This is a genomic window from Halomonas sp. BDJS001, assembly GCF_026104355.1.
In the GTDB taxonomy this organism is placed as follows: Bacteria; Pseudomonadota; Gammaproteobacteria; order Pseudomonadales; family Halomonadaceae; genus Vreelandella.
On the sequence record NZ_CP110535.1, the window covers coordinates 671,271 to 694,913 of the forward strand.

Genomic DNA, 23,643 nt, shown 5'->3' on the forward strand with positions numbered 1-23,643 from the left:
TTTGAGCGCTCAGGCGCTTATTTAAGGCTAGAACCAAAACGCCCGCTTGACGATACAAGCGGGCGAATTCAAATAGCAATAAACTAGACGTTCTAGCGACGGCTCTTGCGCGCCTCTTTAGTGCGGTTCAGCTCGCGCTTTTTGGCTTTCTCTTTGTCGCTGGCGCCCGCCATGTTATCGAACGGGTTGCTGCCCGAGCGAAACTCGAAGCGTATCGGCGTGCCACGTACCTTGAGCACCTTGCGGAAGGTGTTGGTCAGGTAGCGACGGTAGGCTTCCGGCAGTGCTTCGGTTTGGTTGCCGTGGACGACGATAATCGGCGGGTTGCTGCCGCCCTGGTGAGCCATGCGCAATTTAATGCGTCGCCCGTGTACCATCGGCGGTGGGTTTTGGCTGACCGCGTCCTGGAGCAGGGTGGTGAGGCGGTTGGTAGACCAATGGGCATTAGCGGCGGCAAAGGCGCGATCAATCGAGGGGTAGAGATCACCCACCGCCGTGCCGTGCAGGGCCGAAATAAAGTGCAGCTCGGCGTAATCCGCAAAGCCCAGGCGGCGCTTCACCTCGGTGCGCATTTTATCCTTGGCTTCGGTTTCCAGGCCGTCCCACTTATTCACCGCCAGTACCAGCGCACGACCGGTGGTCAATACGTAGTCGAGCAGGTGCAGGTCTTGTTCCACCAGACCGCTGGAGCCATCCAGTACCATGATCACCACATGGGACTCTTTGATCGCATCCAGTGTCTTGATGATGGAAAACTTCTCGGCGATTTCGCGCACGTTCTTGCGCCGCCGAATACCCGCGGTATCAATCAGTACATAGGGCTTGCCGCGGCGCTCAAAAGGAATCTCGATGGCATCGCGGGTAGTGCCCGCCTCATCAAATACGACGACCCGATCTTCGCCCAGCAGGCGATTGACCAGGGTCGATTTACCCACGTTGGGGCGACCAATGACGCCAATGCGAATGCCTTTGCTGCCGGTGTCCGCGGGAATGCTGGCATCACGTTCGGGAAACGGTTCGAGTACCACATCAATCAGAGTGGAAACGTTGCGCCCATGGGCGGCCGCAATGGGCCAGGGGTCGCCGAGGCCGAGCGACCAGAAGTCGCCCATAGCCGAATGCTCTTCCAGCCCGTCGGTTTTATTCACCACCAGCCAGGTTTTTTTCTGATTAACCCGCAGGTGGTTGGCAATCGCCTGGTCAGCGGCGATAAGGCCGGCGCGAGCGTCGACCATAAACAGCACGATATCGGCTTCATCAATGGCGGCGAGTGACTGCTCCGCCATGGCGGCGTCGATGCCTTCTTCGTCACCGCTGATACCGCCGGTATCAATCACGGTATAGACCTTATCGCCCAGCATGCCATTGCCGTACTTGCGGTCGCGGGTGAGGCCAGGAAAGTCGGCCACCAGTGCATCACGCGAGCGCGTTAGGCGGTTAAACAGCGTCGATTTACCCACATTGGGGCGACCGACTAAAGCAATGACGGGTGTCATGGAGTTACTTCCAGGGTTTCCAGGCGACCGTTGTTGGCCTGGACATGAATGGTGCTGCCTTCCGTGACCGGACGAACGCTAATGCCCGAGCTGTGCACCCGAGTACGGCCGACGATGTTGCCTTCACGTGCATCGATCAGGTGTAGATAGCCTTCAAAATCACCAAAGACCAAGCGGCCATCGGCGAAGGCCGGGGCGGTCAACCAGCGATCTTCTAAATCGTCGTTGCGCCAAATTTCGCGGCCGCTATTAGCGTCGAGAGCGACCACCTGGCTGTCATCGGTGACCACAAACAGGAAGTCGCCAACCAGAATCGGGGTATGACGACTGGAGAGATCCGCTTCCCAAAGCACGTCACCTTGGGTCGCTTCCAGCGCCACCACACGGCCGTTATAGCTGGTCACAAACAGGCGGCCATCGGGGCTGATGATCGGCTGGCCGGAAAGATCAACCAAGCGCTCTACTTCGCTCCGCCCGCGTGGGGTGGCTATCTGCATCTCCCACAGCGGCTGGCCGCTGCGGTTATCCAGGGTGGCCAGGCGGCCATTGGCCAAGCCAACGAAACTGACCGGATCAATGACCATCGGCGTACCGGTGCCGCGCAGGGTGAGTGACGGCTGTGAACTGGTGTATACCCAGCGCTCTGAACCCGTGGCGCGATCCAAAGCAGTCACTTGACCATCGACACTTTGTACGACCAGCAGTTGCTGGTTAGCCTGGGGCGCGGCGAGTACTTCGCTGGAGACCCGTGAGCGCCACTCTTCGCTGCCGTCACGTTGATCCAACGCAATCACTTCACCGTTTCCGCTGGCCAGGTAAACCTGACCGGCAATCGCCGTTAACGCGCTGGAAATAGGCGTATCCAGGTCGATTTTCCACTCGACGTCGCCGCTATCGGCGTTCATCGCCATCACCACACCTTCGGCATCTGCCGCAAACACGGTGTCGCCTTCACGGGAAGGGGCGATGGGGTAACGGGCATGGCCCAGGCCATCGCCCACATTGCGCCGCCACTGCGTCTCTAACGAGGAAGTTTCGTCGAAACTGCGCAGCTCTTTAGGTGTATAAGCAGGTTCGCCTTTGCTCGCGCAACCGACCAGCAGGGCCAGCGACAGCGCGCCTAAGCTTGCGCGTACTAGCTGTTTCGTTGGGTTACCAAACGTCATTGTGTCGCCTCCTCAGCGCCGAGATCATCAAGCTTGAACTGCACGCCGTAAAGCGGCTGGTCTTGAGTTTGTGCCAGTTGCAGAGCGGTCTCCCATGCCTCGCGGGCCGCCTCGGTATCGCCCTGGGCGAAAAAGGCATCGCCGCGCACGTTGGCGCGTTGGGCCGCTAGCGCGTCGCTAATCGGCTCGTCTAGCAGCGCCAGTGCCTGGGTCGGGTTGCCGTCAGCGAGCTCGACTCGGGCCAGCCGCAGCCACGCAAGACTCTGCACATAGCGGCGTGAGGAGTTGGCTGCGCTTTCCAGTGCGGTTCGCGCGCCTTCCAAATTGCCCTGTTGAACCGCCAGACGTGCATCAAGCAGCAGAGCGAGTTCGGCGTAGAGCGTTTTGCCATGCTCGTCGGTCAGTTCGCTGACCATTTCCCGGGCGCTTGCCAACTGCTCTTCGTCAAGCTCGTCGCCAGCGGTCATATTGACCAGCTGTTGGTAGCGCATGGAGGCTGCTTCGGCTTGGCCCTGTTGATAGTTTTGCCAGGCGTTCCAGCCGAATACCCCCGCCGCTGCCAGGACAGCGCCTGCAATCAACGACATGCCGTTCTCTTTCCACCAGCGCTTGACGGCGTCTAGCTGCTCTTCTTCGCTTCTCAGCTCCACCACGGGCGGGCTCCTATTTCTAGATGTTCACATGCAAAATGTTCATATGTGCAAACAGTCGTGTTCGAGCAGGCTAGCCGCCTGCCAAGCTTATACGCGCGGCCTGGGCTTACGCGTCAGTGGTTAGTAGTTCGCGCAGCGTGTGACCCAATGCTGCTTGGGAGACGCTTTGCTGTTCGCGGTCGTCGCGCAGAAATTTGACGGTGGCCGACTGCTGGTTGATTTCATCTTCGCCGAGCAGGATAGCTATTGAGGCACTACTCTTATCGGCTTTTTTAATGCGGCTTTTAAAACTGCCGCCGCCGCAATGAAGCTGCAGTCGCAGTTCAGGCAGCTCGCCACGCAGTTGCTCCGCCAGGGTGATGGCGGCCGTGGTGGCGCTATCATCCATGGGCAGCAAGTAGACATCGCAGCCGCCCAGGGCGTCCGCGGGAATCAGCTCAAGGGTGTCGAGTAGCAGGATCAGCCGCTCAATACCCATGGCAAAGCCCACTGCCGGGGTTGGCTTGCCGCCCAGCTGTTCGACCAGGCCATCGTAACGCCCGCCAGCGCAGACGGTACCCTGGCTGCCCAGTGCCGTCGTCGTCCACTCGAAGACGGTGCGGCAGTAGTAGTCGAGCCCACGCACCAGGCGCGGATTAATCACATAATGTATTCCCGCCGCTTCGAGCATCTTGGTGAGCTGCTCAAAGTGTTTCCGGGATTCGTCATCCAGGTGATCCATCAGCTGTGGCGCGGCGTCGAGCATCTCCGCCATGGCCGGGTTCTTTGAGTCAAGAATACGCAGTGGATTACTGGTTAAACGGCGCTTGGAGTCTTCATCGAGGATGTCTAGGTGCTGCTCGAAGTAGCCGACCAGCGTATCCCGATAAGCCGCCCGCGCCTCAGAGGAACCCAGCGAGTTAAGCTCCAGGGTGACGTGCTCCATCAACCCCAGTTCTTGCCACAGGCGTGCCGAAAGCAGGATCACCTCGGCGTCGATATCCGGACCATCAAAACCGAAGGTCTCAACGCCAATCTGGTGGAACTGGCGGTAGCGGCCTTTTTGCGGGCGCTCATAGCGGAACATCGGCCCCTGGTACCACAGCCGCTGAGTCTGGTTGTACAGCAGGCCGTGCTCCATGGCCGCGCGCACGCAGCTGGCGGTGCCTTCGGGGCGCAGGGTCAAACTCTCGCTGTTGCGATCGTCGAAGGTGTACATCTCTTTTTCGACGATATCGGTGACTTCACCGATCGAGCGTGCAAACAGCGCGGTTTGCTCAACGATAGGCGTGCGAATTTCATTAAAGCCATAACGCAGCATCAACTGGCGTACTTTGGCTTCAAAAAATTGCCAGCGTGGGCTATCGCTGGGCAGTAGGTCGTTCATACCACGAATGGCTTGAATCTTTTTAACGGCGGACTTGCTCAAAGAAAACTCCTTATTCTGCCATCAGGCGTGGTTCACCCAGGCTGGCAGCCAGCCCCAGCGGTTAAACGCTGCGGGCAATCATCGCGTCTTGCTGCTGCTGTTTTTCGCGCACTTTTTCGCGAATCAGCTGCTCCAGGTCATCTACCAGGTGGTCGTTACGCAGTTTGCTGGCGGGCTTGCCGTCGATATACACCAGGTTGGCGGGGCTGCCGCCGGTCAGGCCGATATCGGTCTCTTTGGCTTCGCCGGGGCCGTTGACCACGCAGCCGATCACTGAGACGTTGAGCGGCGTCATCACGTCTTCCAGCCGCTCTTCGAGCTGGTTCATGGTGCTGATAACGTCAAAATTCTGCCGCGAGCAGCTGGGGCAGGCGATGAAGTTAATACCTTTAGAGCGCAGTTTGAGGCTGCGCAGCATATCAAAGCCGACCTTGATCTCTTCCACCGGGTCGGCCGCCAGCGAGACGCGAATCGTGTCGCCGATGCCGTCCATCAGCAGCATGCCCAGGCCAATCGATGATTTTACCGTGCCCGAACGCAGTCCACCCGCTTCGGTAATGCCTAAGTGCAGCGGTTGTTCGATGCGTGCGGCAAGGTCGCGATAGGCGGCCACGGCCATAAACACATCCGAGGCTTTGACGCTGACTTTGAAGTCGGGGAAATCCAGGCGATCCAGGTAATCAATATGGCGCATGGCGGATTCCACCAGCGCTGCTGGGGTGGGCTCGCCATACTTCTTCTGCAGGTCTTTTTCCAACGACCCTGCGTTGACGCCGATCCGGATCGGAATGCCATGGTCGCGGGCGGCGCTAACCACCGCGCGTACCCGGTCTTCACGGCCGATGTTGCCTGGGTTGATGCGTAGGCAGTCAACGCCGAGTTCGGCGACCCGTAGGGCGATTTTGTAGTCAAAATGGATATCGGCAACGAGCGGTACATTGACCAGCTTTTTGATCTGACCAAAGGTTTCGGCGGCGTCCATATCGGGCACTGAGACGCGCACGATATCCGCACCGGCTTTTTCCAGCTGCTGGATTTGGGCCATGGTCGCGGCGACATCCAGGGTGTTGGTATTGGTCATGCTTTGAACGGCAATGGGGGCATCACCGCCCACCGCGACGTTTCCGACCTGAATCTGGCGGGAATGGCGGCGTTTTATCGGAGAAGGGGCGTGCATAAGACGGGTCACTCTCCCAAGGTAAATCGGGCGACGTTGTTGGCGCCTGCGCGGGCGGGAAGGTCGACTTCCTCGCCTTGGTAGCGCAGTTCGACGCCGGTGGCATTTCCCACGGTTAAACGAAACGGGGGCTCACCCTCGACGGTCGTCGAGGTGCCGGGCGTTTGTAGGCCAACGAAGACGCGCTGGTTGGTGGCATCAAAAATTTCCGTCCATGACTGCTCGTTAAACGTCAGCTCAAGGACATTGGCATTGGCGGTTTGCTCGGTGCCAGCGGTTTGCTCACTCTCGGCGCTGTCCTGCTCGGTAGCGCTCTGCTCACCTTCACCCTGGCCAGTGCTGCTCGGTTCATCGCTTTCGGCGTCAGCGCCGCTGTCGCTATCCAGAATAGACTCGTCCAGCCCTGCAATGGCGTCAGCGTCATCCTGCGCACTAGGAGCTTGATCTTGCTCAGCCGTCGATGAAGGCGTGACGTTGGTGGCATTACTGGGCAGCGTCGCGCTTTCGTCGCCACTGGTGAAGCTTGAACCGTCGCTCTCTTCTGTTTCAGCTGCTTCACTGGCAGGTTCTGCTGGTGCAGTAGCGGTCTCTTCCGGGGTAGTGGAGCCAAAGCCCGGCGGCTCGTTACCCCCCCGGCTCTGCCACCACATCACGGTGACGGCAATGAGCCCCACAATGACCAGCAGAGTCACCAGCTTAAACAGCCAAGCGCCAATGCGGGAGGGCGGCCTGGCAGTGGAGACCGGGGTGACTTTGCGTTCGGTGTCGGTGGCGCCGCTACGGGCTTGATAAGCCTCAAGCACCAGCCGGTCATCCATGCCCAGGTATTTGGCATAAGAGCGCAGGTAGCCGCGGCGATAAGTAGCGACAGGAATCTCTTGGTAGTCATCCCGCTCAAGCCCTGCCACCACGGCGGGGCGCAAGTTGAGCGCCCGGGCCGCGTCGGTGAGCGGAATGCCCAACTGCTCGCGCTGGCGTGCAAGTAGTTCGCCAGGAGAGGCGCTAGTGGGTGTAACGTGAGTGCTTGGGCTATCAATGACGTTTTCTTGTGACTGTGTATCGCTCATGGCTGAGCATCCTTCATTAAATAAGCGGTGATCAGGGCGTCTATCAGTCAGTCGTTGCCAAGCAGGCGCTGGTATTCGGCGGCGACGCTATGCTCGCCGCGCTTCTGTGCGATATCAACCGCCATTCTTAGCGCTGCTTGGTCGGGCTCGGCAAGCTGTAAATAGGTTTGCAGCGGTGCCCAGGCCTGAGAGTAATTGCCCTGCGAATATTCGAGTTCAGCTAACATTAAATAGCCGCGTGAGTTACGCGGATCAATACTTTGCGCGCGCTCCAACCGAGCACGCGCTTTGTCATATTCTTCCAGCGCCAGGTAGCACTGCCCCAGGTTAGTAAACAGCTGGGCACGGTTGGCGTACTGGGCATCCTGTGATGCGGTTTCTAACTGCTCACAGGCGGCATTGAACTGGCCCTGGCCGTACAAGAATGCGGCATAGTTATTACGGGCGCGGGTGAAGTCAGGTTCGGCATTCACCGCCTGTTGAAAATAGTCGTTGGCAAGGTCGCTTTCGCCCTGACGCTGGTAAACCAGGGCCAGTGCCTGCAGTGCTTCGGCATGGCGTGGGGCAATTTCAAGCGCTCGATCCAGTGCGTTGAGTGCGCGGGGAAGATTGTCACGCTCCAGATAGGCAACGCCTAGCTGGGTATAAGCGTCTGCCGCCGCGGGATTGGTTTGCGCTGTATGGTTGTTGGACGAGGCACAGCCGGCCAGCCACAAGCTACCGATCAGTACGGTGAGCATGGGCACCCGTGATGGGTGTTGGCGCCTGCAGTGAGCGATCATGTAAATCCTCGTGTGGTGAACGTCCAACAGCTCGTAAGGCAATACATACAACAGTGTTCATCTAAATAAAAACCGTGACCATCAAAGCGCCGTGCCAAGCGGAAGTCAAGACAAGGCCGGTTTTCTACCCTTTACCCTAGTCCGCATCAAGCTGTACTGACTGGATATAGCGTGCACTGCGTTTGGTGCGGTCTTTCACGCGACCAACCAACTGACCACAAGCGGCATCAATATCTTCACCTCGGGTCGTTCTTACCGTCGCGTTGTAGCCTAAATCATATAACCACTGCTGGAAGCGCATCACTTGGTTGCGCGACGGTTTTTCGTATCCAGAGTTGGGAAACGGGTTAAAAGGGATCAAATTGATCTTGCACGGCAGCTCTTTAAGCAGTGCAGCAAGCTGCTCGGCGTGCTCCTGCTGATCATTGACGTCCTTGATCAGCGTGTACTCAATGGTGACCTGACGGTTATCCGGGCACTTGGAGAGGTAGCGGTGGCAAGCATCCAACAGCGCGCGAATATTGTACTTACGGTTGATGGGCACCAGCTCATTGCGCAATTCGTCAGTCGACGCATGCAGTGAAATCGCCAGACTAACGTCCATTTCGTCGCCAAGCTTGTCGATCATCGGCACCACGCCAGAGGTCGACAGCGTCACACGGCGCTTGGACAAGCCATAGCCGTTGTCATCGAGCATCAGCTTCATGGCGGGCACAACGTTATCGAAGTTGAGCAGCGGTTCGCCCATGCCCATCATTACCACGTTGGTCACCGGACGGTTCGCCGTATCCCGCCGCGGGCCAACGCTGCGCTGAGCGACCCACACCTGGCCGATAATTTCAGCAGCGGTCAAGTTGCGCTGAAAGCCCTGTTTGCCGGTGGAGCAGAAACTGCAGTCCAGCGAGCAACCGACCTGGGAGGAAACGCATAGCGTGCGGCGCTTGCCGTTCTCCGCCGGGATCAGCACCGTTTCTACATAGCTGCCATCCTCCACTTCCAACACCCACTTACGGGTGCCATCACTGGAGGTGCCTTCATAGACAACCCCAGGGCCACGTATCTCTGCCAGTCTGGCCAGTTTTTCACGCAGCGCTTTGGAGAGATTCGTCATGGCAGCAAAGTCATCGCTGCCTTCCTGGTGAATCCACTTCATCAGCTGCGCAGCACGGAACTTCTTTTCGCCAATCGACAGAAAGAAGGCTTCCATCTGCTCGCGGGACATGCCAAGCAGGTTTTGACGCTCAGGGGGCGCTTTTGCAGCAGGCGTGCTGGCGGCATCTGAGCTATTGGCGTCAGTCGGTGGGGCGGGCGTATGTTGGGCTACAGTGGTGGTCATGGCGGTCAGCGTTATAGAAAGGGGCGGGGGACTAGCCCCCGCAAAATGGCCGGCAACGAAAGTTGATTCGGCGGCGCTACCTTAAAGGCTTAGCGCGGGCAGATTTCGTCGTTGCCAAAGAAGTAGCTAATTTCGCGCTCAGCGCTTTCCGGGGAGTCAGAACCATGGACAGCATTGGCGTCGATTGTTTCCGCGAAATCGGCGCGAATAGTGCCGGGTGCCGCTTCTTTCGGGTTAGTCGCGCCCATCAGGTCACGGTTTTTAGCGATGGCGCCTTCACCTTCAAGCACTTGTACAACGACCGGGCCAGAGGTCATGAAACCCACCAGGTCTTTAAAGAACGGACGCTCTTTGTGCTCTGCATAGAAGCCACCCGCCTTCTCTTCAGAGAGATGAACCATTTTGGCTGCGACGACTTTTAGGCCAGCTTTTTCAAAGCGGGCAATGATCTCGCCGATGGCATTTTTGGCAACGGCGTCAGGCTTGATAATAGAAAGAGTGCGTTCAGTAGCCATGTAAATGGTCTCCTTGAAAAAGGCTTAAGCAAAAAGTGCCGCCCTAGAAGGCCAGGGCGGCCCAGAAATGAGTCAGTTAATAGTGCTTCGGCAGCTAGCGTTTTTAAGCAGCAGTGCATTGAAAAAAGCATGCTGGCGTAACCCAGCTACCGGAGCCTGTGTATCCAGGGGCGCGATTATAGCGCTTAAGCCCGGGGATGAATACCGGCGATGAAGTTGGCGTTAGACAGTAAAGCTTTCACCGCAGCCGCACTCATCTTTGACGTTGGGGTTATTGAAGCGGAAAAAGCGGTTCAGCCCTTCGCTGACGTAATCCACTTCGCTGCCGTTGAGCATCTCCACCGCATCGGGGGCGACATAAACGCTGGCGCCATGGGCTTCAAAATGCACTTCGTCATCATTGACGGTATCGGCAAAATCAAGCACATAGCTATAGCCAGAGCAGCCGCTTGGCTTGACCGAGACGCGTAGGCCAAGGCCTTGGCCGCGCTCGTCGAGCACGTGGCGAATCTGTTGTGCGGCAGCCGGGGTAATATTGAGTGTTGCCATGGGGCGTCCTCCTTAAAATAGTCAGCTAGTCAGCCGCTTGACGGGGCGGTGTACGTAAACCGCTCACCGCATGGCGTATGAGTGTTAGCGCATGGTCAATGTCGGCTTCAGTGGTAAAGCGCCCGAAGCTAAAACGCAGCGATGAGAGTGCCAGCGCGCGGGGCGTGCCGATGCCGAGCAGCACGTAGGATGGATCGACGCTGGCAGAGTTGCACGCCGAACCGGTCGAAACCGCAACATCGCGCAGCGCCATTAGCAGCGACTCTCCATCCACGCCTTCAAACGCCAGGTTGAGAATATTGGGAACAGCACGGTCGAGAGGTGTATTGGCAAAAATGCCCTCGACGCCTTCCAGGCCGTCCAGAAAGCGCTGTTGCAAGCGCGTAATATGGGCGTTGTCTTCGTCGTACTGCTGCTGCATCAGCGCAAAGGCTTCACCCATGCCGGCAATTTGGTGGGTCGGCAGGGTGCCTGAACGCATACCGCGTTCATGGCCACCGCCATGTATCAGCGCCTCAACGCGAATATCCGGGTGGCGTTTCACATACAGCGCCCCAACGCCTTTGGGGCCGTAGGTTTTATGGCCAGACAGCGACATCAGATCAATCTGCTGGCCGACCACGTCCAGGGGGATTCGGCCAACCGCCTGGGCGGCATCGGTATGAAACGCTGCGCCAAACTCATGGGCAACGGCCGATAGAGCGGCAATGTCGTTAATGCTGCCCAGCTCGTTGTTAACCGCCATCAGTGAGACCAGCGCGGTGTCGTCGCGCATCGCGGCGCGCAGCTGCTCGGGTTGAATGCAGCCATCTCGCCCCGGCGTTAGCCAGGTGACCTCGAAGCCCTCTTGTTCCAGCGCATGGGCAGTATCCACCACCGCTTTGTGCTCGATAGTTGAGGTTACCAAGTGCAGACCGCGCTCGCGGTTAGCGCGCATAAAGCCAATCAGCGCCAGGTTGTCTGCTTCGGTAGCGCCGCTGGTCCAGACGATCTCTCTCGGATCGGCACCAATGGCGTCGGCCACCTGGCGTCGCGCCTGCTCAATCACCTGCTCTGCCTGCCAGCCTAACATATGGCTGCGCGAAGCCGGGTTGGCAAATAGCTGGTCAACCGTCAGGTAGCGCTGCATCACCTCAACCACGCGGGCATCCGCCGGCGCGGTGGCGGCGTAGTCCAGGTAAATGGGCAGCGTGGGTGTGGTCATCGTTACGTTCCAGCGGTTGATCGTTTTGGGTAATCGGGTCTGTACTGTAGCGTCAGGGTGAAGAGGCGAGAATGCCTGCCTCAGCACGCTGTTTTTGTCGCGACGCAATACGTATGACATCAGGGCGGAGCATCAGTTGTGCCAGGGTCATATCGTCAAGGAAATGGCGTATCTGCACAGAGAGCTCGCACCACAAATGGTGGGTCAAGCAGGTGTCACCCTGTTGGCAGTCGGAAAGCCCCTGGCAGCGGGTGGCATCGACGCTTTCGTTTACCGCGTCAATCACCTTTGAAACGCTGATGGCATCCGCCGGCTGCGAAAGCAGATAGCCGCCGCCTGGGCCGCGCACGCTATTGACCAAACCTGCACGGCGCAGGCGAGCAAAAAGCTGCTCTAAATAGGAGAGCGATATCTCTTGGCGCTGGGAGATATCGCTTAAGCTGGTTGGGCCGTTGTGGGCATGCAAGGCTAAATCGAGCATGGCAGTAACGGCGTAACGGCCTTTGGTGGTCAAGCGCATGGCAAGCCCCTCGACGCTGTATGCTCAGCGCACTAACGGCAAATGTGCTGCCATTATGGGAAAACCTGAGTGCTTTGGTCAACCATTACGCGGCGGCAGCGTTTCTTGCTCACTGGCCGACGCGTCTGCCGAGTGCTTGCCAAGGCCAGCGCAGCCGGTATCGCTTTCGTCCAGGATGTCGGCAAAATCTTCGTCACGCAGCGCCGGTAGCTGGCCGTCGCGGTAGTTGTCATCCAGCTTGCGCAGGGTCGAACACATGCGCTCGATGCGCTCATCCACGGCGTGCATATGGTCGAGCATCGCCTGCATGGAGCGGGCCACGGGGTCGGGCATATCCTGGCTGACGCCGTAGGCATCAAAGCCAAACTTCTGACAGATCGCTTCGCGGCGTGCCGGATCTACATCCAGCGCCTCTTCCACATCGGGGTCAGCGCGTTTAACGATTTTACCGGGAATGCCCACCACCGTGGCGCCCGGCGGTACTTCCTTGGTGACGACTGCATTAGAGCCAATTTTTGCCCCAGCGCCCACCGTAAAGGGCCCCAATATTTTGGCACCCGCGCCGACAATGACTCCATCCCCCAAGGTGGGATGGCGCTTGCCTTTGTTCCAACTGGTGCCGCCCAGGGTGACCCCTTGATAGAGTGTAACGTTATCGCCCACTAACGCTGTTTCGCCAATCACCACGCCCATGCCGTGATCAATAAAAAACCGTCGCCCAATAGTGGCGCCTGGATGAATCTCAATGCCGGTCAGCCAGCGTGAAAATGTCGATAGCGTCCGTGCCAGCCACTTGAGGTTTTTTTTCCACAGCCAGTGGCCGCAGCGATGCAGCAATAGGGCGTGCAGGCCCGGGTAGTTGGTCAGCACCTCAAGAAAGTTACGTGCGGCCGGGTCGCGGTCAAATACGCTGTTGATGTCTTCACGTAGACGTTGAAACATGAGGTGTTCCTTGGCGTTAAAGGGCGGCGTCTGGCTATTGAAATATCACCACGGGTGCTTGGAGTATCAATAGTGGAATCACGTTAAGAGTAGCGAAGTTGGGGCGTGCAGCGTCAACTTCAAGTTTAACGCTACTGTTCTCACTGTTTACGGCTTGGGTGGCTTGATGTTCGCCGCCTTCTCGGTGGCCGACAAAATCCCGCGCAGAATATTCATTTCCATACGCTCCGGGCGGGCGCGCAGGTATAAGCGGCGCAGTCTCGCCATTAGCTGTCGTGGCTGATCTGGGTCGTGGAAATCAATGCCAATCAGCGTGCGCTCTAAGTGTTCGAAGTAGCGCTCTAGCTCGGCGTGGGTGGCCAGGTCATCGTTATCGCTGGGCACTGGTGCGGACGCACCCGCTTTGCCATCTGCTTGATTTAGCCAGGCCATGCGGCACTCATAGGCGAGTACTTGCACCGCCGCAGCCAGATTGAGCGAGCTAAAGTCGGCATTGGTGGGAATATGCACGTGGGCGTGGCAGCGCTGTAGCTCGGCGTTGGTCAGGCCGCTGTCTTCGCGCCCAAACACCAGTGCCACGCGAGCATCAGCGGCCTGGCACTCGGTAGGCAGGCGGTCAGCTAACTCCCTGGGCGACAGCATTGGCCAGGGCAGGGTGCGCGAGCGAGCGCTGGCGCCCACCGCCAGGGTGCAGTCGGCTACTGCGTCTTCCAGCGTGGCGTGAACTTTGGCTTGGTGCAGCAGGTGATCCGCACCGGAAGCACGGGAAATACTGTCCTGGGTGATCACTTCACAACGAGGAGCGACCAGGGCCAAATCGGCCAACCCCATATTGTGCATGGCGCGGGCGACGCCGCCGATGTTACCAGGATGACTGGTGCCGATTAAAATAATACGTATGCGCTCAAGCATGAATAAGGCTCGGTGAATAAAAAGGATCGGTGAATAAAGAGGGTGATTATTATCGCGTAAAGCGCGCAGTCTAGCATGAGTCGGTGGTATGCCCGAGAGCGGTCTGCTAGAATTGCGCGCCAAAGGCGGCCCCTGCGCCTACTTAATGCTCTATGCTTAGCATCACGTTCTTTAACATCACTGTCACAAGGCCCGATCATGAATCCGATGGTCCAATTTACGTTGCGTGCTGCACGCGGCGCCGTTGAACACTTCCTACGCGTACGCGAACGTATTGAAAACGCGCACGATGAATTTAACCTTGACCGCCTGCTCGACGAGACGGCGCGCAAGGCCGAAGCGACGATTGTTCAGCAGTTGGAGCGAGGTTATCCCCAGCACGGTGTTACCGGCCGCTTCACCCCGCATCGCGCAGGAGAAGGCGAAGGCGCGGATATCGTCTGGAAAATTGAACCAATGCACGGCTACTCCAATTTAGCCGTCGCCGGTAAGGGCTTTGCACTCTCAGTGGTGTGTCTTATTAAAGGTCGTCCCGAACACGCAGTGATTATCTGCCCGTTCGCCGACGATGAATATATCGCCAGCCGCGGTCGCGGCGCCCAGCACAACGACAAGCGCATGCGCGTTAGCAAGCCAACCGCCATTACCGGTACGCGTATGGCCATGAGCCTGCCGGAAGTTTGGCTACGCCCGCGCAATTTACCTGCCTATTTAACCGTTTCACAGCAGCTTGCCCCACAGGTAGAGAACCTGCTGGCCACCGGCTGTGGACTGCTGGATTTGTGTGAGTTGGCCACTGGGCGAGTGGATAGCGCTTTCGTGCTTGGCCTGGAAGAGCAGGATATGCTAGTAGGCACGCTGTTCCTGAAAGAGGCGGGCGCCTTAATGGGCACGCCGGACGGCCAGCCCACAGTGAAAGTGGAAGGGCAGTTAATGGCCGCTGGGCCGCGTCTCTACAAGGCGCTGATTAAGCAGTTAACGCCGCACTTTTAAGCAGCGCTGCTGAATCTTTCAGGACATAAGCTTTAAAGGCAAAAGCTTTAAAGACATAAGCTTTCAAGACGAAAAAATGCCCCTGCTGGGTTTCCAGCAGAGGCATTTTTGTAGGCTAAATAAGAGGAGTAAAGGGTGCGCCGTTAAGGCAGCTCTTCCTCTTCTTCGTCGAGCTCTTTCTTGGTGGGAATCAAATCTTCCCGCGACAGCTTCAGCGGTAGCAGTAGTGCCGCAGCAATATAGATCGATGAGAACGTACCCACCACGATGCCGACCAGCAGCGCAATGGCGAAGTTCTCGATCATATCCCCGCCCAACAGTAGCAGCGCGAGCAGTACCAGTATGGTGGTGCCCGAGGTTGCCAGTGTGCGCGAGAGCGTGGCGTTAATCGCTTCGTTGAAGATCTGCGGCATGTCGTCGATCCGCGAGGTGCGGATGGCTTCGCGGACGCGGTCATAAACCACGATGGTATCGTTCAACGAGTAGCCGATAACCGCCAGGATCGCCGCCAATACGGTAAGGTCGAAATCGAGCTGAAACAGCGCAAAAACGCCGACCACAATCACTACATCGTGCAGTAGCGCCAGCAGGGCGCCGATCGCAAACTTGTACTGAAAGCGGAAGGCGACGTAGAGCATTACCACGCCGAGGGCGACCAGCATACCCAGCCCGCTCTGGTCGCGCAGTTGATCACCCACCTGGGAGCCAACAAACTCAGAGCGCACAAGATCCACGCTATCGCCACTGGAGCGCAGCAGGTTAACGACCTCACCACCTACGTCGGCATCAAACGCCTGCTGAAGACGAATCAATACTTCAGTTGAGGCTCCAAAGGTTTGCACGGAGACATCCTGAAAGCCGCTATCTTCAAGCAGTACCCGAATGGCGTCTAATGAAGGGGCTGCGCCGTAGCGCACCTCAATTAGCGTGCCGCCGGTAAAGTCCAGCCCGAAATTCAGCTGTAGAATAATGATGGCAGCAATCGACGCGATTAACATGGCAGCCGAGACGATGTACGCAAACTTGCGCCGCCCCATAAAGTCGATTTGCAGATGTGATAGGGGTTTCATTACCACCTCTTAAGTTCTGGGCTAAGCACGTGGATTAAATCCACAGCTTTTTGACGGGTTTGCTGCCATAAACCAAGTTGACCATGGCGCGAGTCACCATTAGAGCGGTGAACAGCGACGTCAAAATGCCGATAGAGAGCGTAACCGCAAACCCTTTGACGGGGCCGGTGCCAATCGAAAATAGGATAACGGCTACCAGCAGCGTAGTGATGTTAGCGTCGACTATTGATGAAAAGGCACGTTCGTAGCCAGCTTGAATGGCCTGCTGGACGGACATGCCGTTACGCAGCTCTTCGCGTATTCGCTCAAAAATCAGCACGTTGGCATCCACTGCCATACCCAGTGTCAGCACGATACCGGCAATGCCCGGCAGCGTTAGCGTGGCGCCCAGCATCGACATCACCGCGACCAGCAGCGTTAAGTTCAGTGCCAGGGCGATGTTGGCAAACACACCAAACACCTTGTAGCGCACCAGCATAAACAGCACGACCAGGAGCAGACCAATCTGCACTGAAAGCAGTCCACGCTCGATATTTTCAGCGCCCAGGCTTGGCCCAATCGTACGCTCTTGCACAAAGTAGATGGGGGCTGCCAGGGAGCCAGAGCGAAGCAGCAAGGCCAGTTCCGCAGCTTCCGTTGGCGAGTCTAATCCGGTGATCCGGAAGCTGTTGCCCAGGGCACTCTGAATTGTCGCCAGACTAATCAGACCACGCTCAACATAGGGCTCCCGCTCGATGGTCTCTTCGCCCGTTTCCGGGTCGACCACGACGGTGTCTTCACTCTTATGCTCAATGAACAGCACCGCCATATTGCGACCGATATTGGTGCGTGTGGCGCGATTCATCAGCGTGCCACCGGTGCCATCCAGGTTGATGTTGACCTGGGGACGGCCATTTTCATCGAAGCTGTTGCTGGCGCTGGAAACGCTATCGCCGGTAATAATCACATCGCGCATTAGCTCTGCTGAGCGGGCAGGGTCGTTACGGAAGTTAAACGTTTCGGTTTCGTTATCCGGTGTATCGTTGCGCGCTTCCAAACGGAATTCCAGGTTGGCGGTAGCGCCCACAATACGCTTGGCCGCCACCGTGTCTTGAACACCGGGCAGTTCCACGACGATTTGGTTGGGGCCTTGGCGCTGCACCATGGGCTCCGCAACCCCCAGTTCGTTGACCCGGTTGCGCAGGGTGGTCAAGTTCTGGTTGATCGCGTAATCCTGAATTTCGCTGACCGATTGATCGCTAAGCGTCATGACGAGCGTCGAGGCACGACCATCGCCTTCGCTGCTGTATTCAAAGTCAGGGAAATCACGGCTGATCAGGCGCCTCGCGGTGTCGCGGTCTTCGCTGCTGGCAAAATCGATCGACAGCGTGCGCTCTTCGACATCGGTATTGCGATAGCGAATACGCTCACTGCGTAGCAGCTCACGCATGGCGCTGGCGTTAACCTCCAGGCGCTGGGTAAGCGCGGCATCCATATCCACTTCGAGCAGGAAGTGCACACCGCCGCGTAAATCAAGGCCCAGCGTCATGGGCGAAGCGGAGAACGCTTGAAGCCATTCGGGGGTGGCTTCGGCGAGGTTCAGCGCTACCGTTGCATCATCGCCTAACAGGTCAGAGGCAATGTCGCGTGCGTTGAGTTGATCATCGTCATGGCGCAAACGAATGAGCCACTGCCCGTTCTCTTCTTCGAGAGCTTTGATCTCAATGTCGTTTTCGCTAAGCGCGGTTTCAACGCGGTCTATCTGGCGCGCATCCAGCGAGTCGCCTTGGGCGCTGCTGATTTGGATGGCGGGGTCTTCGGGGAATAGATTGGGAAGCGAGTAGATAAGGCCAACCACCAGGACGACCAGTATCAGTAGATACTTCCACAGGGGGTAACGGTTGAGCATGCAAGCCCTGCCTTCAATTACAAACGGAATGCTGTGCACGGACAAGCCGTACACAGCAAAGTTCACCATCATTCATACCATGTCACCCCTGCCGGGGTGGCTGGCACTTAATCGGCAGGGGGCGTTACACGGCTTAGATGGACTTGATGGTGCCTTTAGGCAGTACGGCGGCAACGGCGTTCTTCTGCACGTTAACTTCGGTGCCTTCAGAGATCTCGATGGTGAGGAATTCGTCGCTCACCTTAGTGATACGACCTACCAAACCGCCGCCAATGACGATCTCATCGCCTTTGTCCAAATTGGACACCAGCTGCTTGTGCTGCTTAGCGCGTTTGGCTTGCGGGCGCCACAACAGGAAATAGAAAATCAGCACGAAGCCGACCAGCATGACGATTTGCGCAATACCACCGCCAGCAGCGGCTTCTTGGGCATGAGCTGGTGAGATGAAGAAATCCAGCATTGCAGAGAACTCCTGAGTTAGAAAAGCTTAGGTTTTTAGTTGCTTGGTTTTTAAAAGCCTGGTTTTTAAAACATGGTTTTTTAAAACATGGCCAAACAGTTTAAACCACCCGCCAAGGCGCGTGGCGATTAATTCGTCAGGGCTGGCTGAGCGGGGGCACTGGTAAGCCGCGCCGTGCATAGAAGCCTTCCACAAAGGTCGTCAATGTACCCGCTTCAATTGCCGCGCGCAAATCAGCCATTACACGCTGGTAGTAGCGTAAGTTGTGGATGGTATTGAGCATCGAGCCGAGCATTTCATTACAGCGATCCAAATGGTGCAAATAGCCCCGCGAGAAATTCTGGCAGGTATGGCAATCGCACTCTTCATCAAGCGGACGGGTGTCAAACGGTGCTTGGCGTTACGAATTTTGACCGTGCCTTCCGAGGTGAACAGGTGGCCGTTACGGGCGTTGCGCGTGGGCATCACGCAATCGAACATATCCACACCCCGGCGCACGCCTTCCACCAGGTCTTCGGGTTTGCCGACGCCCATTAGGTAGCGAGGCATCTCATCCGGCATCCAGGTGGGCAGGTAGTCGAGCACCTTGATCATCTCTTCTTTAGGCTCGCCCACCGAGAGGCCGCCAATCGCCAAGCCATCGAAGCCGATCTCCAGCAGCCCTTTGAGCGAACGCTCGCGCAGCTCTGGGTGCATGCCGCCCTGAATGATACCGAACAGCGCAGAAGGCGAATCGCCGTGAGCTTCGCGGGAGCGTTTGGCCCAGCGCAGCGATAGCTCCATGGATTTCTCGGCTTCCTCAAAGGTGGCCGGGTAGGGGGTGCACTCGTCAAAGATCATTACCACATCCGAGCCCAGCGAGCGCTGAACCGCCATGGACTCTTCCGGCCCCATAAAGACTTTGCTGCCATCCACCGGCGAGCGGAAATGCACGCCCTGCTCGGTAATCTTGCGCGTCTCGCCTAGCGAAAAGACCTGGAAGCCGCCGGAGTCGGTGAGGATGGGTTTATCCCACTGGGCAAAGTCATGCAGATCACCGTGGGCTTCGATGACCTCGGTGCCGGGGCGCAGCCACAGATGAAAAGTGTTGCCCAGGATGATTTCAGCGCCGATCTCTTTGACGGAATCCGGCGTCATGCCTTTGACCGTGCCGTAGGTGCCCACCGGCATAAACGCTGGGGTCTCTACTGTGCCGCGGGGGAAGTGGAGGCGGCCACGGCGGGCACGGCCATCGTCGGCCAGGCGCTCAAAGCGCATAAAGCATTCGTTTCGCATATAAAGTAACTCGTTAATCTCGTTCGTTTGGCGCGACGGGTGCAGGGTTGAGTCAACAACTAGCGGGTTAACAACATGGCATCGCCGTAGCTAAAAAACGCATAGCGCTCGGCCACTGCCCGTTGATAGGCGTGCATGATGGTGTCATAGCCCACAAAGGCGGAGACCAGCATCAGCAGGGTCGATTCAGGTAAGTGGAAATTGGTAATTAAAGCATCCACACAGCGCCACTGGTAACCGGGGTAGATAAAAATGTCGGTGTCACCACTATAGGGCGCGATCTGGCCATCGCTGCTTTTCATGCAGGCGCTTTCCAGGCAGCGCACGCTGGTGGTGCCGACTGCCACTACGCGCTTACCTGCTGCCAGGGTCTCGCGCACCTGTTGGCAGGTCTCTTCGGTAACCTCGATCCACTCGCTGTGCATATGGTGTTCAAGAATATTGTCCACCCGCACCGGCTGAAAGGTGCCTGCGCCCACATGCAGGGTAACAAAGGCGCGGTTAATGCCTTTATCCGCCAGGGCATCCAGCAGCGGCTGATCAAAGTGCAATCCTGCGGTCGGCGCAGCGACGGCCCCATCGCGCCGGGCGTAAACAGTTTGGTAGCGCTCACGGTCGCTCAGCTCATCTTCGCGGGTGATATAGGGCGGCAGCGGCATATGGCCGTGCTTTTCCAGCAGCGCAATCATCGGCGTATCGCCCAAAAAGCGCAGCTCGAACAGCGCATCACGGCGGCCTTCTACAATGGCATGAACATCGCCTTCGAAAATCAGCTCGGTACCGGGTTTCGGCGATTTGCTCGAACGAATATGCGCCAAGCCACGGTGGGCATCCAGCGGGCGCTCCAGCAGCATCTCTACTTTGCCGCCGCTGGCCTTATGGCCGTGCAGGCGCGCTGGAATCACCCGGGTGTCGTTAAACACCAACAGGTCGCCGGGCTCTAAAAGCTCAAGCAAATCGGGAAAACGGCGGTGTTCCAACGCGCCGCTCTGGCCATCCACGCACAGCAAACGGCAGTCGCTACGCTGTTCAGAAGGGTAGCGAGCAATTAATTCGTCGGGTAGTTCGTAATGAAAATCCGCGCGCTGCATGGCGTATAACTCTTAACGTTGATCAAACAGGCGGCATAGGATAGCGCTTTGGCTGCATAAAGTCAGTCAATGTGATTGACCTACCTCGACATTTACGTATAATGCGCAGCCATTGCCGGTGTGGCGGAATTGGTAGACGCAGCGGATTCAAAATCCGCCGCCTTTACGGGTGTGCCAGTTCGAGTCTGGCCACCGGCACCAACTTTAAAATCAGGCACTTAGGTGCCTTTTTTTGTGCCCATAATTTGAGTTTTTCCCTTCCTAGGTGCCCGAATGTGTCCACAAAGTGTCAACGGAGAGTTCGGCGCTTACTTTCTCACACTAGCCAACCGCTCAGTCGCAAGCTTTCGGTAAAGACTCACGAGTTCTACGCACTTAGCATCTTCGTGCCAACTAGCGGCGTAGGTTTGGGCGCGTTCGGCGAGCTGTTGGCGCAGGGGGTTATCGTTTAGCAGGCGGTTGACCTTGGCGGCGAAGTCGTCATGGTTATCCTCGGCAATCAGGCAACCTTCTCCTTCTTTTAGTACATCCAGCGTGCCCATCGCGGCGGTGGAAACCACCGGTGTGCCTAGGGCCATCGCTTCCAGCAGCACTAGCCCCTGGGTTTCCGTGCGTGATGCAAACACAAAAACGTCGGCGGCGCGGTAGGCGGCTTGCAGTGGGCCGTTGCGGTCAAGATAACCGAGAAACAGCACCGACTCGGCCACGCCTTTTTCCTGGGCGCGCTGAACCAGCGAGTCATGGGCCGGGCCTTCGCCGGTAATGATGAGCCGGGTGGTGGGGTGTTCGGCTAATACCTTGGGCAGCATGTCGATCAGAAAGTCTATGTTCTTCTCAAAAGCGGCACGACCCACATAGAGCAGCAGTCGCGCTTCCTGGGGCAGGCCATAGTGGGATCGAAAGTCGCTGTCATGCTGAGCTCCCTGTGTGTGGCAGAACGACTCCAGCGAAAGACCGGTGGGAATCACCCTGGTGGGCGCGGTGACACCATAACGAGTGAGCGCTTGCTGCATTGCGTGGGAGGGGGCCACTAAGGCGTCGAGTTGCTGGCACTGGTGTGCCGAAAGCCGCCGCGCGGCAAGGCGTAGCCAGCGCCGCGGAAGCCAGCGGATATAGTGATGAATATACTCTTCAAAAAGCGTGTGATACGTGGCAACCACTGGAATGTTAAGCCGACGACCCAGAGCAATGCCGGCATAGTGGGCGGTAAAGGGCGTGTGGACATGAATAAGGTCAAAAGTCACATCTGCAAGCTGCGGTGTCAGGGCGAGCAGATCACGATAGCGCATCATGCGATCTTCCGGATCGCCGGGTATCCGGCGCGAACGGATGCGTATCACGCCTGGTTCGTCCACTTGGCCCAATGGGTAATTGGGGCAGATCAGCGTGACCGAGTGGCCCAGGCGCTCAAGGGCACTGCGAAAACTGGCGATAGATGTAGACACGCCGTTGACGCGGGGGAAGTAGACATCCGAAATCATCAATATTTTTATGCTTCCCGGCTGCGTCTCAGCCGGTGACGCCGTTGCGTGAAGCAGCGCCAACGCAGATGCCTGCCGCGTCTGACGGTCAGCTTCACGCTGCCGGTGCAGCGCATTTCCATTGGCTAACTGGGTGAGGGCTGCGACTTCCTGGTCACTGAGAGAAGCGCTGAGAGGAGGGCGTCGACGCTGAGGCATGTTGTTTGAACTCTAATGGCAGCTTATTTCCACCCTAACCCGAGCCCATGACTGGCAGATGACAGCTTTTCATCCGCATGGTGCCACTCCAGTGGAGCGTTTACCCACGGTTGGCGATCTCCTCGCTTTTTGCTGCTTAGCCGTTTTATAGTGAATAACTCGCATTTATCGAAAATGGTATTTCACATGGCCCTTTTTGAGCTGCATAGCCGCAACTTAGCCCAAGAGCAGGTGGCCCATACCCATGATTTTCACCAGTTGATTTTGGCCACCTGTGGCGTCACAGAGCTCTCCATGGAAGGGCAAGGGGAAAGGGTGACCGCCCGCCGTGGCTGTCTGATTCCCTCGTCGCGTCATCACGAGTTTCAGGGAGATGGCAGCAACCGTACCTTGGTGCTGGATATCCCGGTGGCGCACTTGGCCACGCTTGAAAAAGGCAGCGAGATTGAGCGCCTATTCGATAAACCGCGCTTTTTTAGCGTGCCTCCGGCGTTAAACCAGCTCACCCACGCCCTGGCCAATCAGCTTGAACAGTGCCCGGCGCTACAGAACGAAATTGCGATTCTGCTGCTGCGCGCGCTTTATATGTATTTGCAGGATGCGACGCCCACCGCCGCTGGGCAACTGGGGCAGCACTGTATTAGTGAACGCCTCGACCTGGCCCGTTTGGACGCTTGGCTGGATCAACACTTGGCCGACGAGATTCGTGTAGAGCAGCTCGCCGCGCTATGTGCCTTGAGCCCCGGGCATTTTCACAGCTGCTTTCGCGAACTAACCGGCGTGACGCCACTGGCCTATGTGCAGCGCAGGCGCTTGGAACACGCGCGTACGTTAGTCCGCCATAGCACCCTTAGCCTAGGGCATATTGCCATGCTGGTCGGCTTTCGCGACCAGGGCAGTTTCTCCCGCGCTTATCGGCGCTACTTTGAGATCTCCCCTTCCACAGACCGTTAGTGCCCTCCCTCCCGTTCGATTCTCGCTGAAAGCTGCCTGCATGACTTACGGGCAAATCTACCTCAGTGTCGGGCAAGTAATTTATTGCCGTGCGCTTTAGTCTTTGAAGAAGCCTTATATCAGAAAAGCTTTTTTCAAGGAGAAACACCATGGGCGTTACCTATCAGGACAGCAATGCACGGATGAGCCAAGTGGCGATTCACAACGGCACCGTTTACCTCGCAGGCCAGGTTCCCACTGATGCTACGGTGGATATGCGCGGCCAAACCGAGCAGGTACTGGCGCGTATTGATCAACTGCTGGCTCAGGCGGGCACCTCGAAAGAGCATCTGATTTCAGCACAAATCTGGGTCACCAGCATGGCGGAGTTTGACCAGATGAACGCCGCTTGGGACGCCTGGGTGGTACCCGGTCGCCCGCCGGTGCGTGCAGCCCTTGAAGCCCAGCTCGCCAAGCCCGAGTGGAAGGTGGAAATCATGGTGGTAGCCGCGCTGCCGGAGGCCTGA

General features: G+C 57.6%; 22 protein-coding genes, 1 tRNA gene and 1 pseudogene. 4 read left to right on the plus strand and 20 right to left on the minus strand.

What is annotated here, in order from left to right; all coding sequences use genetic code 11:
- Nucleotides 1–92: 92 nt before the first annotated feature.
- The 14 genes from der to OM794_RS03330 form a co-directional block, all read right to left on the minus strand.
- A complete protein-coding gene (der, locus tag OM794_RS03265) occupies nt 93–1,496 on the minus strand; it encodes a ribosome biogenesis GTPase Der (protein ID WP_226250495.1) in 1,404 nt (467 codons plus the stop codon).
- On the minus strand, nt 1,493–2,662 hold the full coding sequence (gene bamB / locus OM794_RS03270; protein WP_226250494.1) for an outer membrane protein assembly factor BamB: 1,170 nt from the start codon (nt 2,660–2,662) through the stop codon (nt 1,493–1,495). The genes der and bamB overlap by 4 nt, the downstream gene beginning before the upstream one ends.
- Nucleotides 2,659–3,315 (minus strand): YfgM family protein, encoded by a 657-nt coding sequence (locus OM794_RS03275; protein WP_265154255.1) that lies wholly within the window; start codon nt 3,313–3,315, stop codon nt 2,659–2,661. Before OM794_RS03275 ends, bamB begins: the two co-directional genes overlap by 4 nt.
- 106 nt (nt 3,316–3,421) lie before the next feature.
- Nucleotides 3,422–4,723 (minus strand): histidine--tRNA ligase, encoded by a 1,302-nt coding sequence (hisS, locus tag OM794_RS03280; RefSeq protein ID WP_226250493.1) that lies wholly within the window; start codon nt 4,721–4,723, stop codon nt 3,422–3,424.
- A 61-nt stretch (nt 4,724–4,784) separates the two neighbouring features.
- Nucleotides 4,785–5,900: a flavodoxin-dependent (E)-4-hydroxy-3-methylbut-2-enyl-diphosphate synthase gene (ispG, locus tag OM794_RS03285; protein WP_265154257.1), complete on the minus strand. Its 1,116-nt coding sequence runs from the start codon at nt 5,898–5,900 to the stop codon at nt 4,785–4,787.
- Nucleotides 5,901–5,908: 8 nt separating this feature from the next.
- Nucleotides 5,909–6,967, minus strand: a complete 1,059-nt coding sequence (locus OM794_RS03290) for a RodZ domain-containing protein (protein WP_226250492.1) — start codon at nt 6,965–6,967, stop codon at nt 5,909–5,911.
- 47 nt (nt 6,968–7,014) lie between these two features.
- Entirely contained in the window at nt 7,015–7,749 is a 735-nt protein-coding gene (gene pilW, locus OM794_RS03295; RefSeq protein ID WP_226250491.1) for a type IV pilus biogenesis/stability protein PilW, read from the minus strand.
- A 136-nt stretch (nt 7,750–7,885) separates the two neighbouring features.
- Nucleotides 7,886–9,085: a 23S rRNA (adenine(2503)-C(2))-methyltransferase RlmN gene (gene rlmN / locus OM794_RS03300; protein WP_088700566.1), complete on the minus strand. Its 1,200-nt coding sequence runs from the start codon at nt 9,083–9,085 to the stop codon at nt 7,886–7,888.
- A gap of 89 nt (nt 9,086–9,174) precedes the next feature.
- A complete protein-coding gene (gene ndk, locus OM794_RS03305; RefSeq protein WP_088700567.1) occupies nt 9,175–9,600 on the minus strand; it encodes a nucleoside-diphosphate kinase in 426 nt (141 codons plus the stop codon).
- A 222-nt stretch (nt 9,601–9,822) separates the two neighbouring features.
- Nucleotides 9,823–10,149, minus strand: a complete 327-nt coding sequence (locus tag OM794_RS03310) for a HesB/IscA family protein (protein WP_088700568.1) — start codon at nt 10,147–10,149, stop codon at nt 9,823–9,825.
- A gap of 25 nt (nt 10,150–10,174) precedes the next feature.
- A complete protein-coding gene (locus OM794_RS03315) occupies nt 10,175–11,353 on the minus strand; it encodes an aminotransferase class V-fold PLP-dependent enzyme (RefSeq protein ID WP_226250490.1) in 1,179 nt (392 codons plus the stop codon).
- A 52-nt stretch (nt 11,354–11,405) separates the two neighbouring features.
- Nucleotides 11,406–11,873 (minus strand): Fe-S cluster assembly transcriptional regulator IscR, encoded by a 468-nt coding sequence (gene iscR, locus OM794_RS03320; protein WP_022520074.1) that lies wholly within the window; start codon nt 11,871–11,873, stop codon nt 11,406–11,408.
- Nucleotides 11,874–11,951: 78 nt separating this feature from the next.
- A complete protein-coding gene (gene cysE, locus OM794_RS03325) occupies nt 11,952–12,815 on the minus strand; it encodes a serine O-acetyltransferase (RefSeq protein ID WP_226250489.1) in 864 nt (287 codons plus the stop codon).
- Between the two features lie 147 nt (nt 12,816–12,962).
- Nucleotides 12,963–13,727, minus strand: coding sequence for an RNA methyltransferase (locus tag OM794_RS03330; RefSeq protein WP_226250488.1), 765 nt, complete (start codon nt 13,725–13,727; stop codon nt 12,963–12,965).
- Between the two features lie 198 nt (nt 13,728–13,925).
- On the opposite strand from OM794_RS03330, the gene OM794_RS03335 reads away from it, so the two are divergent.
- Entirely contained in the window at nt 13,926–14,720 is a 795-nt protein-coding gene (locus tag OM794_RS03335; RefSeq protein WP_226250487.1) for an inositol monophosphatase family protein, read from the plus strand.
- Nucleotides 14,721–14,863: 143 nt separating this feature from the next.
- Here OM794_RS03335 and secF read toward each other — a convergent pair whose 3' ends face one another.
- The 5 genes and pseudogenes from secF to queA all read right to left on the minus strand — a co-directional run bounded on the left by secF (nt 14,864) and on the right by queA (nt 20,504).
- Nucleotides 14,864–15,790: a protein translocase subunit SecF gene (secF, locus tag OM794_RS03340; RefSeq protein WP_226250486.1), complete on the minus strand. Its 927-nt coding sequence runs from the start codon at nt 15,788–15,790 to the stop codon at nt 14,864–14,866.
- 34 nt (nt 15,791–15,824) lie between these two features.
- Nucleotides 15,825–17,678, minus strand: a complete 1,854-nt coding sequence (gene secD, locus OM794_RS03345; RefSeq protein ID WP_226250485.1) for a protein translocase subunit SecD — start codon at nt 17,676–17,678, stop codon at nt 15,825–15,827.
- A 133-nt stretch (nt 17,679–17,811) separates the two neighbouring features.
- Nucleotides 17,812–18,138, minus strand: coding sequence for a preprotein translocase subunit YajC (yajC, locus tag OM794_RS03350; RefSeq protein ID WP_071695382.1), 327 nt, complete (start codon nt 18,136–18,138; stop codon nt 17,812–17,814).
- A gap of 136 nt (nt 18,139–18,274) precedes the next feature.
- Nucleotides 18,275–19,395 (minus strand): annotated as a pseudogene (tgt, locus tag OM794_RS03355) (tRNA guanosine(34) transglycosylase Tgt).
- Between the two features lie 77 nt (nt 19,396–19,472).
- Nucleotides 19,473–20,504, minus strand: coding sequence for a tRNA preQ1(34) S-adenosylmethionine ribosyltransferase-isomerase QueA (gene queA, locus OM794_RS03360; RefSeq protein WP_226250483.1), 1,032 nt, complete (start codon nt 20,502–20,504; stop codon nt 19,473–19,475).
- 114 nt (nt 20,505–20,618) lie between these two features.
- Here queA and OM794_RS03365 point away from each other — a divergent pair.
- Nucleotides 20,619–20,705: transfer RNA gene (locus OM794_RS03365), tRNA-Leu, on the plus strand.
- Nucleotides 20,706–20,812: 107 nt separating this feature from the next.
- Here OM794_RS03365 and OM794_RS03370 read toward each other — a convergent pair.
- The gene (locus OM794_RS03370; RefSeq protein WP_226250482.1) at nt 20,813–22,183 is read right to left on the minus strand and encodes a glycosyltransferase; all 1,371 of its coding nucleotides are present in this window, start codon (nt 22,181–22,183) and stop codon (nt 20,813–20,815) included.
- Between the two features lie 186 nt (nt 22,184–22,369).
- On the opposite strand from OM794_RS03370, the gene OM794_RS03375 reads away from it, so the two are divergent.
- Both OM794_RS03375 and OM794_RS03380 read left to right on the plus strand, forming a co-directional pair.
- Complete coding sequence (locus OM794_RS03375) at nt 22,370–23,137, plus strand: helix-turn-helix transcriptional regulator (RefSeq protein ID WP_035576688.1); 768 nt, start codon at nt 22,370–22,372, stop codon at nt 23,135–23,137.
- 149 nt (nt 23,138–23,286) lie between these two features.
- Entirely contained in the window at nt 23,287–23,643 is a 357-nt protein-coding gene (locus OM794_RS03380; protein ID WP_226250481.1) for a RidA family protein, read from the plus strand.

Bases quoted from the DNA above. Each gene is read 5' to 3' on its own strand.
- der (WP_226250495.1), bottom strand. From the start codon at position 1,496: ATGACACCCGTCATTGCTTTAGTCGGTCGCCCCAATGTGGGTAAATCG.
- bamB (WP_226250494.1), bottom strand. From the start codon at position 2,662: ATGACGTTTGGTAACCCAACGAAACAGCTAGTACGCGCAAGCTTAGGC.
- ispG (WP_265154257.1), bottom strand. From the start codon at position 5,900: ATGCACGCCCCTTCTCCGATAAAACGCCGCCATTCCCGCCAGATTCAG.
- OM794_RS03290 (WP_226250492.1), bottom strand. From the start codon at position 6,967: ATGAGCGATACACAGTCACAAGAAAACGTCATTGATAGCCCAAGCACT.
- pilW (WP_226250491.1), bottom strand. From the start codon at position 7,749: ATGATCGCTCACTGCAGGCGCCAACACCCATCACGGGTGCCCATGCTC.
- rlmN (WP_088700566.1), bottom strand. From the start codon at position 9,085: ATGACCACCACTGTAGCCCAACATACGCCCGCCCCACCGACTGACGCC.
- ndk (WP_088700567.1), bottom strand. From the start codon at position 9,600: ATGGCTACTGAACGCACTCTTTCTATTATCAAGCCTGACGCCGTTGCC.
- OM794_RS03310 (WP_088700568.1), bottom strand. From the start codon at position 10,149: ATGGCAACACTCAATATTACCCCGGCTGCCGCACAACAGATTCGCCAC.
- OM794_RS03315 (WP_226250490.1), bottom strand. From the start codon at position 11,353: ATGACCACACCCACGCTGCCCATTTACCTGGACTACGCCGCCACCGCG.
- iscR (WP_022520074.1), bottom strand. From the start codon at position 11,873: ATGCGCTTGACCACCAAAGGCCGTTACGCCGTTACTGCCATGCTCGAT.
- cysE (WP_226250489.1), bottom strand. From the start codon at position 12,815: ATGTTTCAACGTCTACGTGAAGACATCAACAGCGTATTTGACCGCGAC.
- OM794_RS03330 (WP_226250488.1), bottom strand. From the start codon at position 13,727: ATGCTTGAGCGCATACGTATTATTTTAATCGGCACCAGTCATCCTGGT.
- OM794_RS03335 (WP_226250487.1), top strand. From the start codon at position 13,926: ATGAATCCGATGGTCCAATTTACGTTGCGTGCTGCACGCGGCGCCGTT.
- secF (WP_226250486.1), bottom strand. From the start codon at position 15,790: ATGAAACCCCTATCACATCTGCAAATCGACTTTATGGGGCGGCGCAAG.
- secD (WP_226250485.1), bottom strand. From the start codon at position 17,678: ATGCTCAACCGTTACCCCCTGTGGAAGTATCTACTGATACTGGTCGTC.
- yajC (WP_071695382.1), bottom strand. From the start codon at position 18,138: ATGCTGGATTTCTTCATCTCACCAGCTCATGCCCAAGAAGCCGCTGCT.
- queA (WP_226250483.1), bottom strand. From the start codon at position 20,504: ATGCAGCGCGCGGATTTTCATTACGAACTACCCGACGAATTAATTGCT.
- OM794_RS03370 (WP_226250482.1), bottom strand. From the start codon at position 22,183: ATGCCTCAGCGTCGACGCCCTCCTCTCAGCGCTTCTCTCAGTGACCAG.
- OM794_RS03375 (WP_035576688.1), top strand. From the start codon at position 22,370: ATGGCCCTTTTTGAGCTGCATAGCCGCAACTTAGCCCAAGAGCAGGTG.
- OM794_RS03380 (WP_226250481.1), top strand. From the start codon at position 23,287: ATGGGCGTTACCTATCAGGACAGCAATGCACGGATGAGCCAAGTGGCG.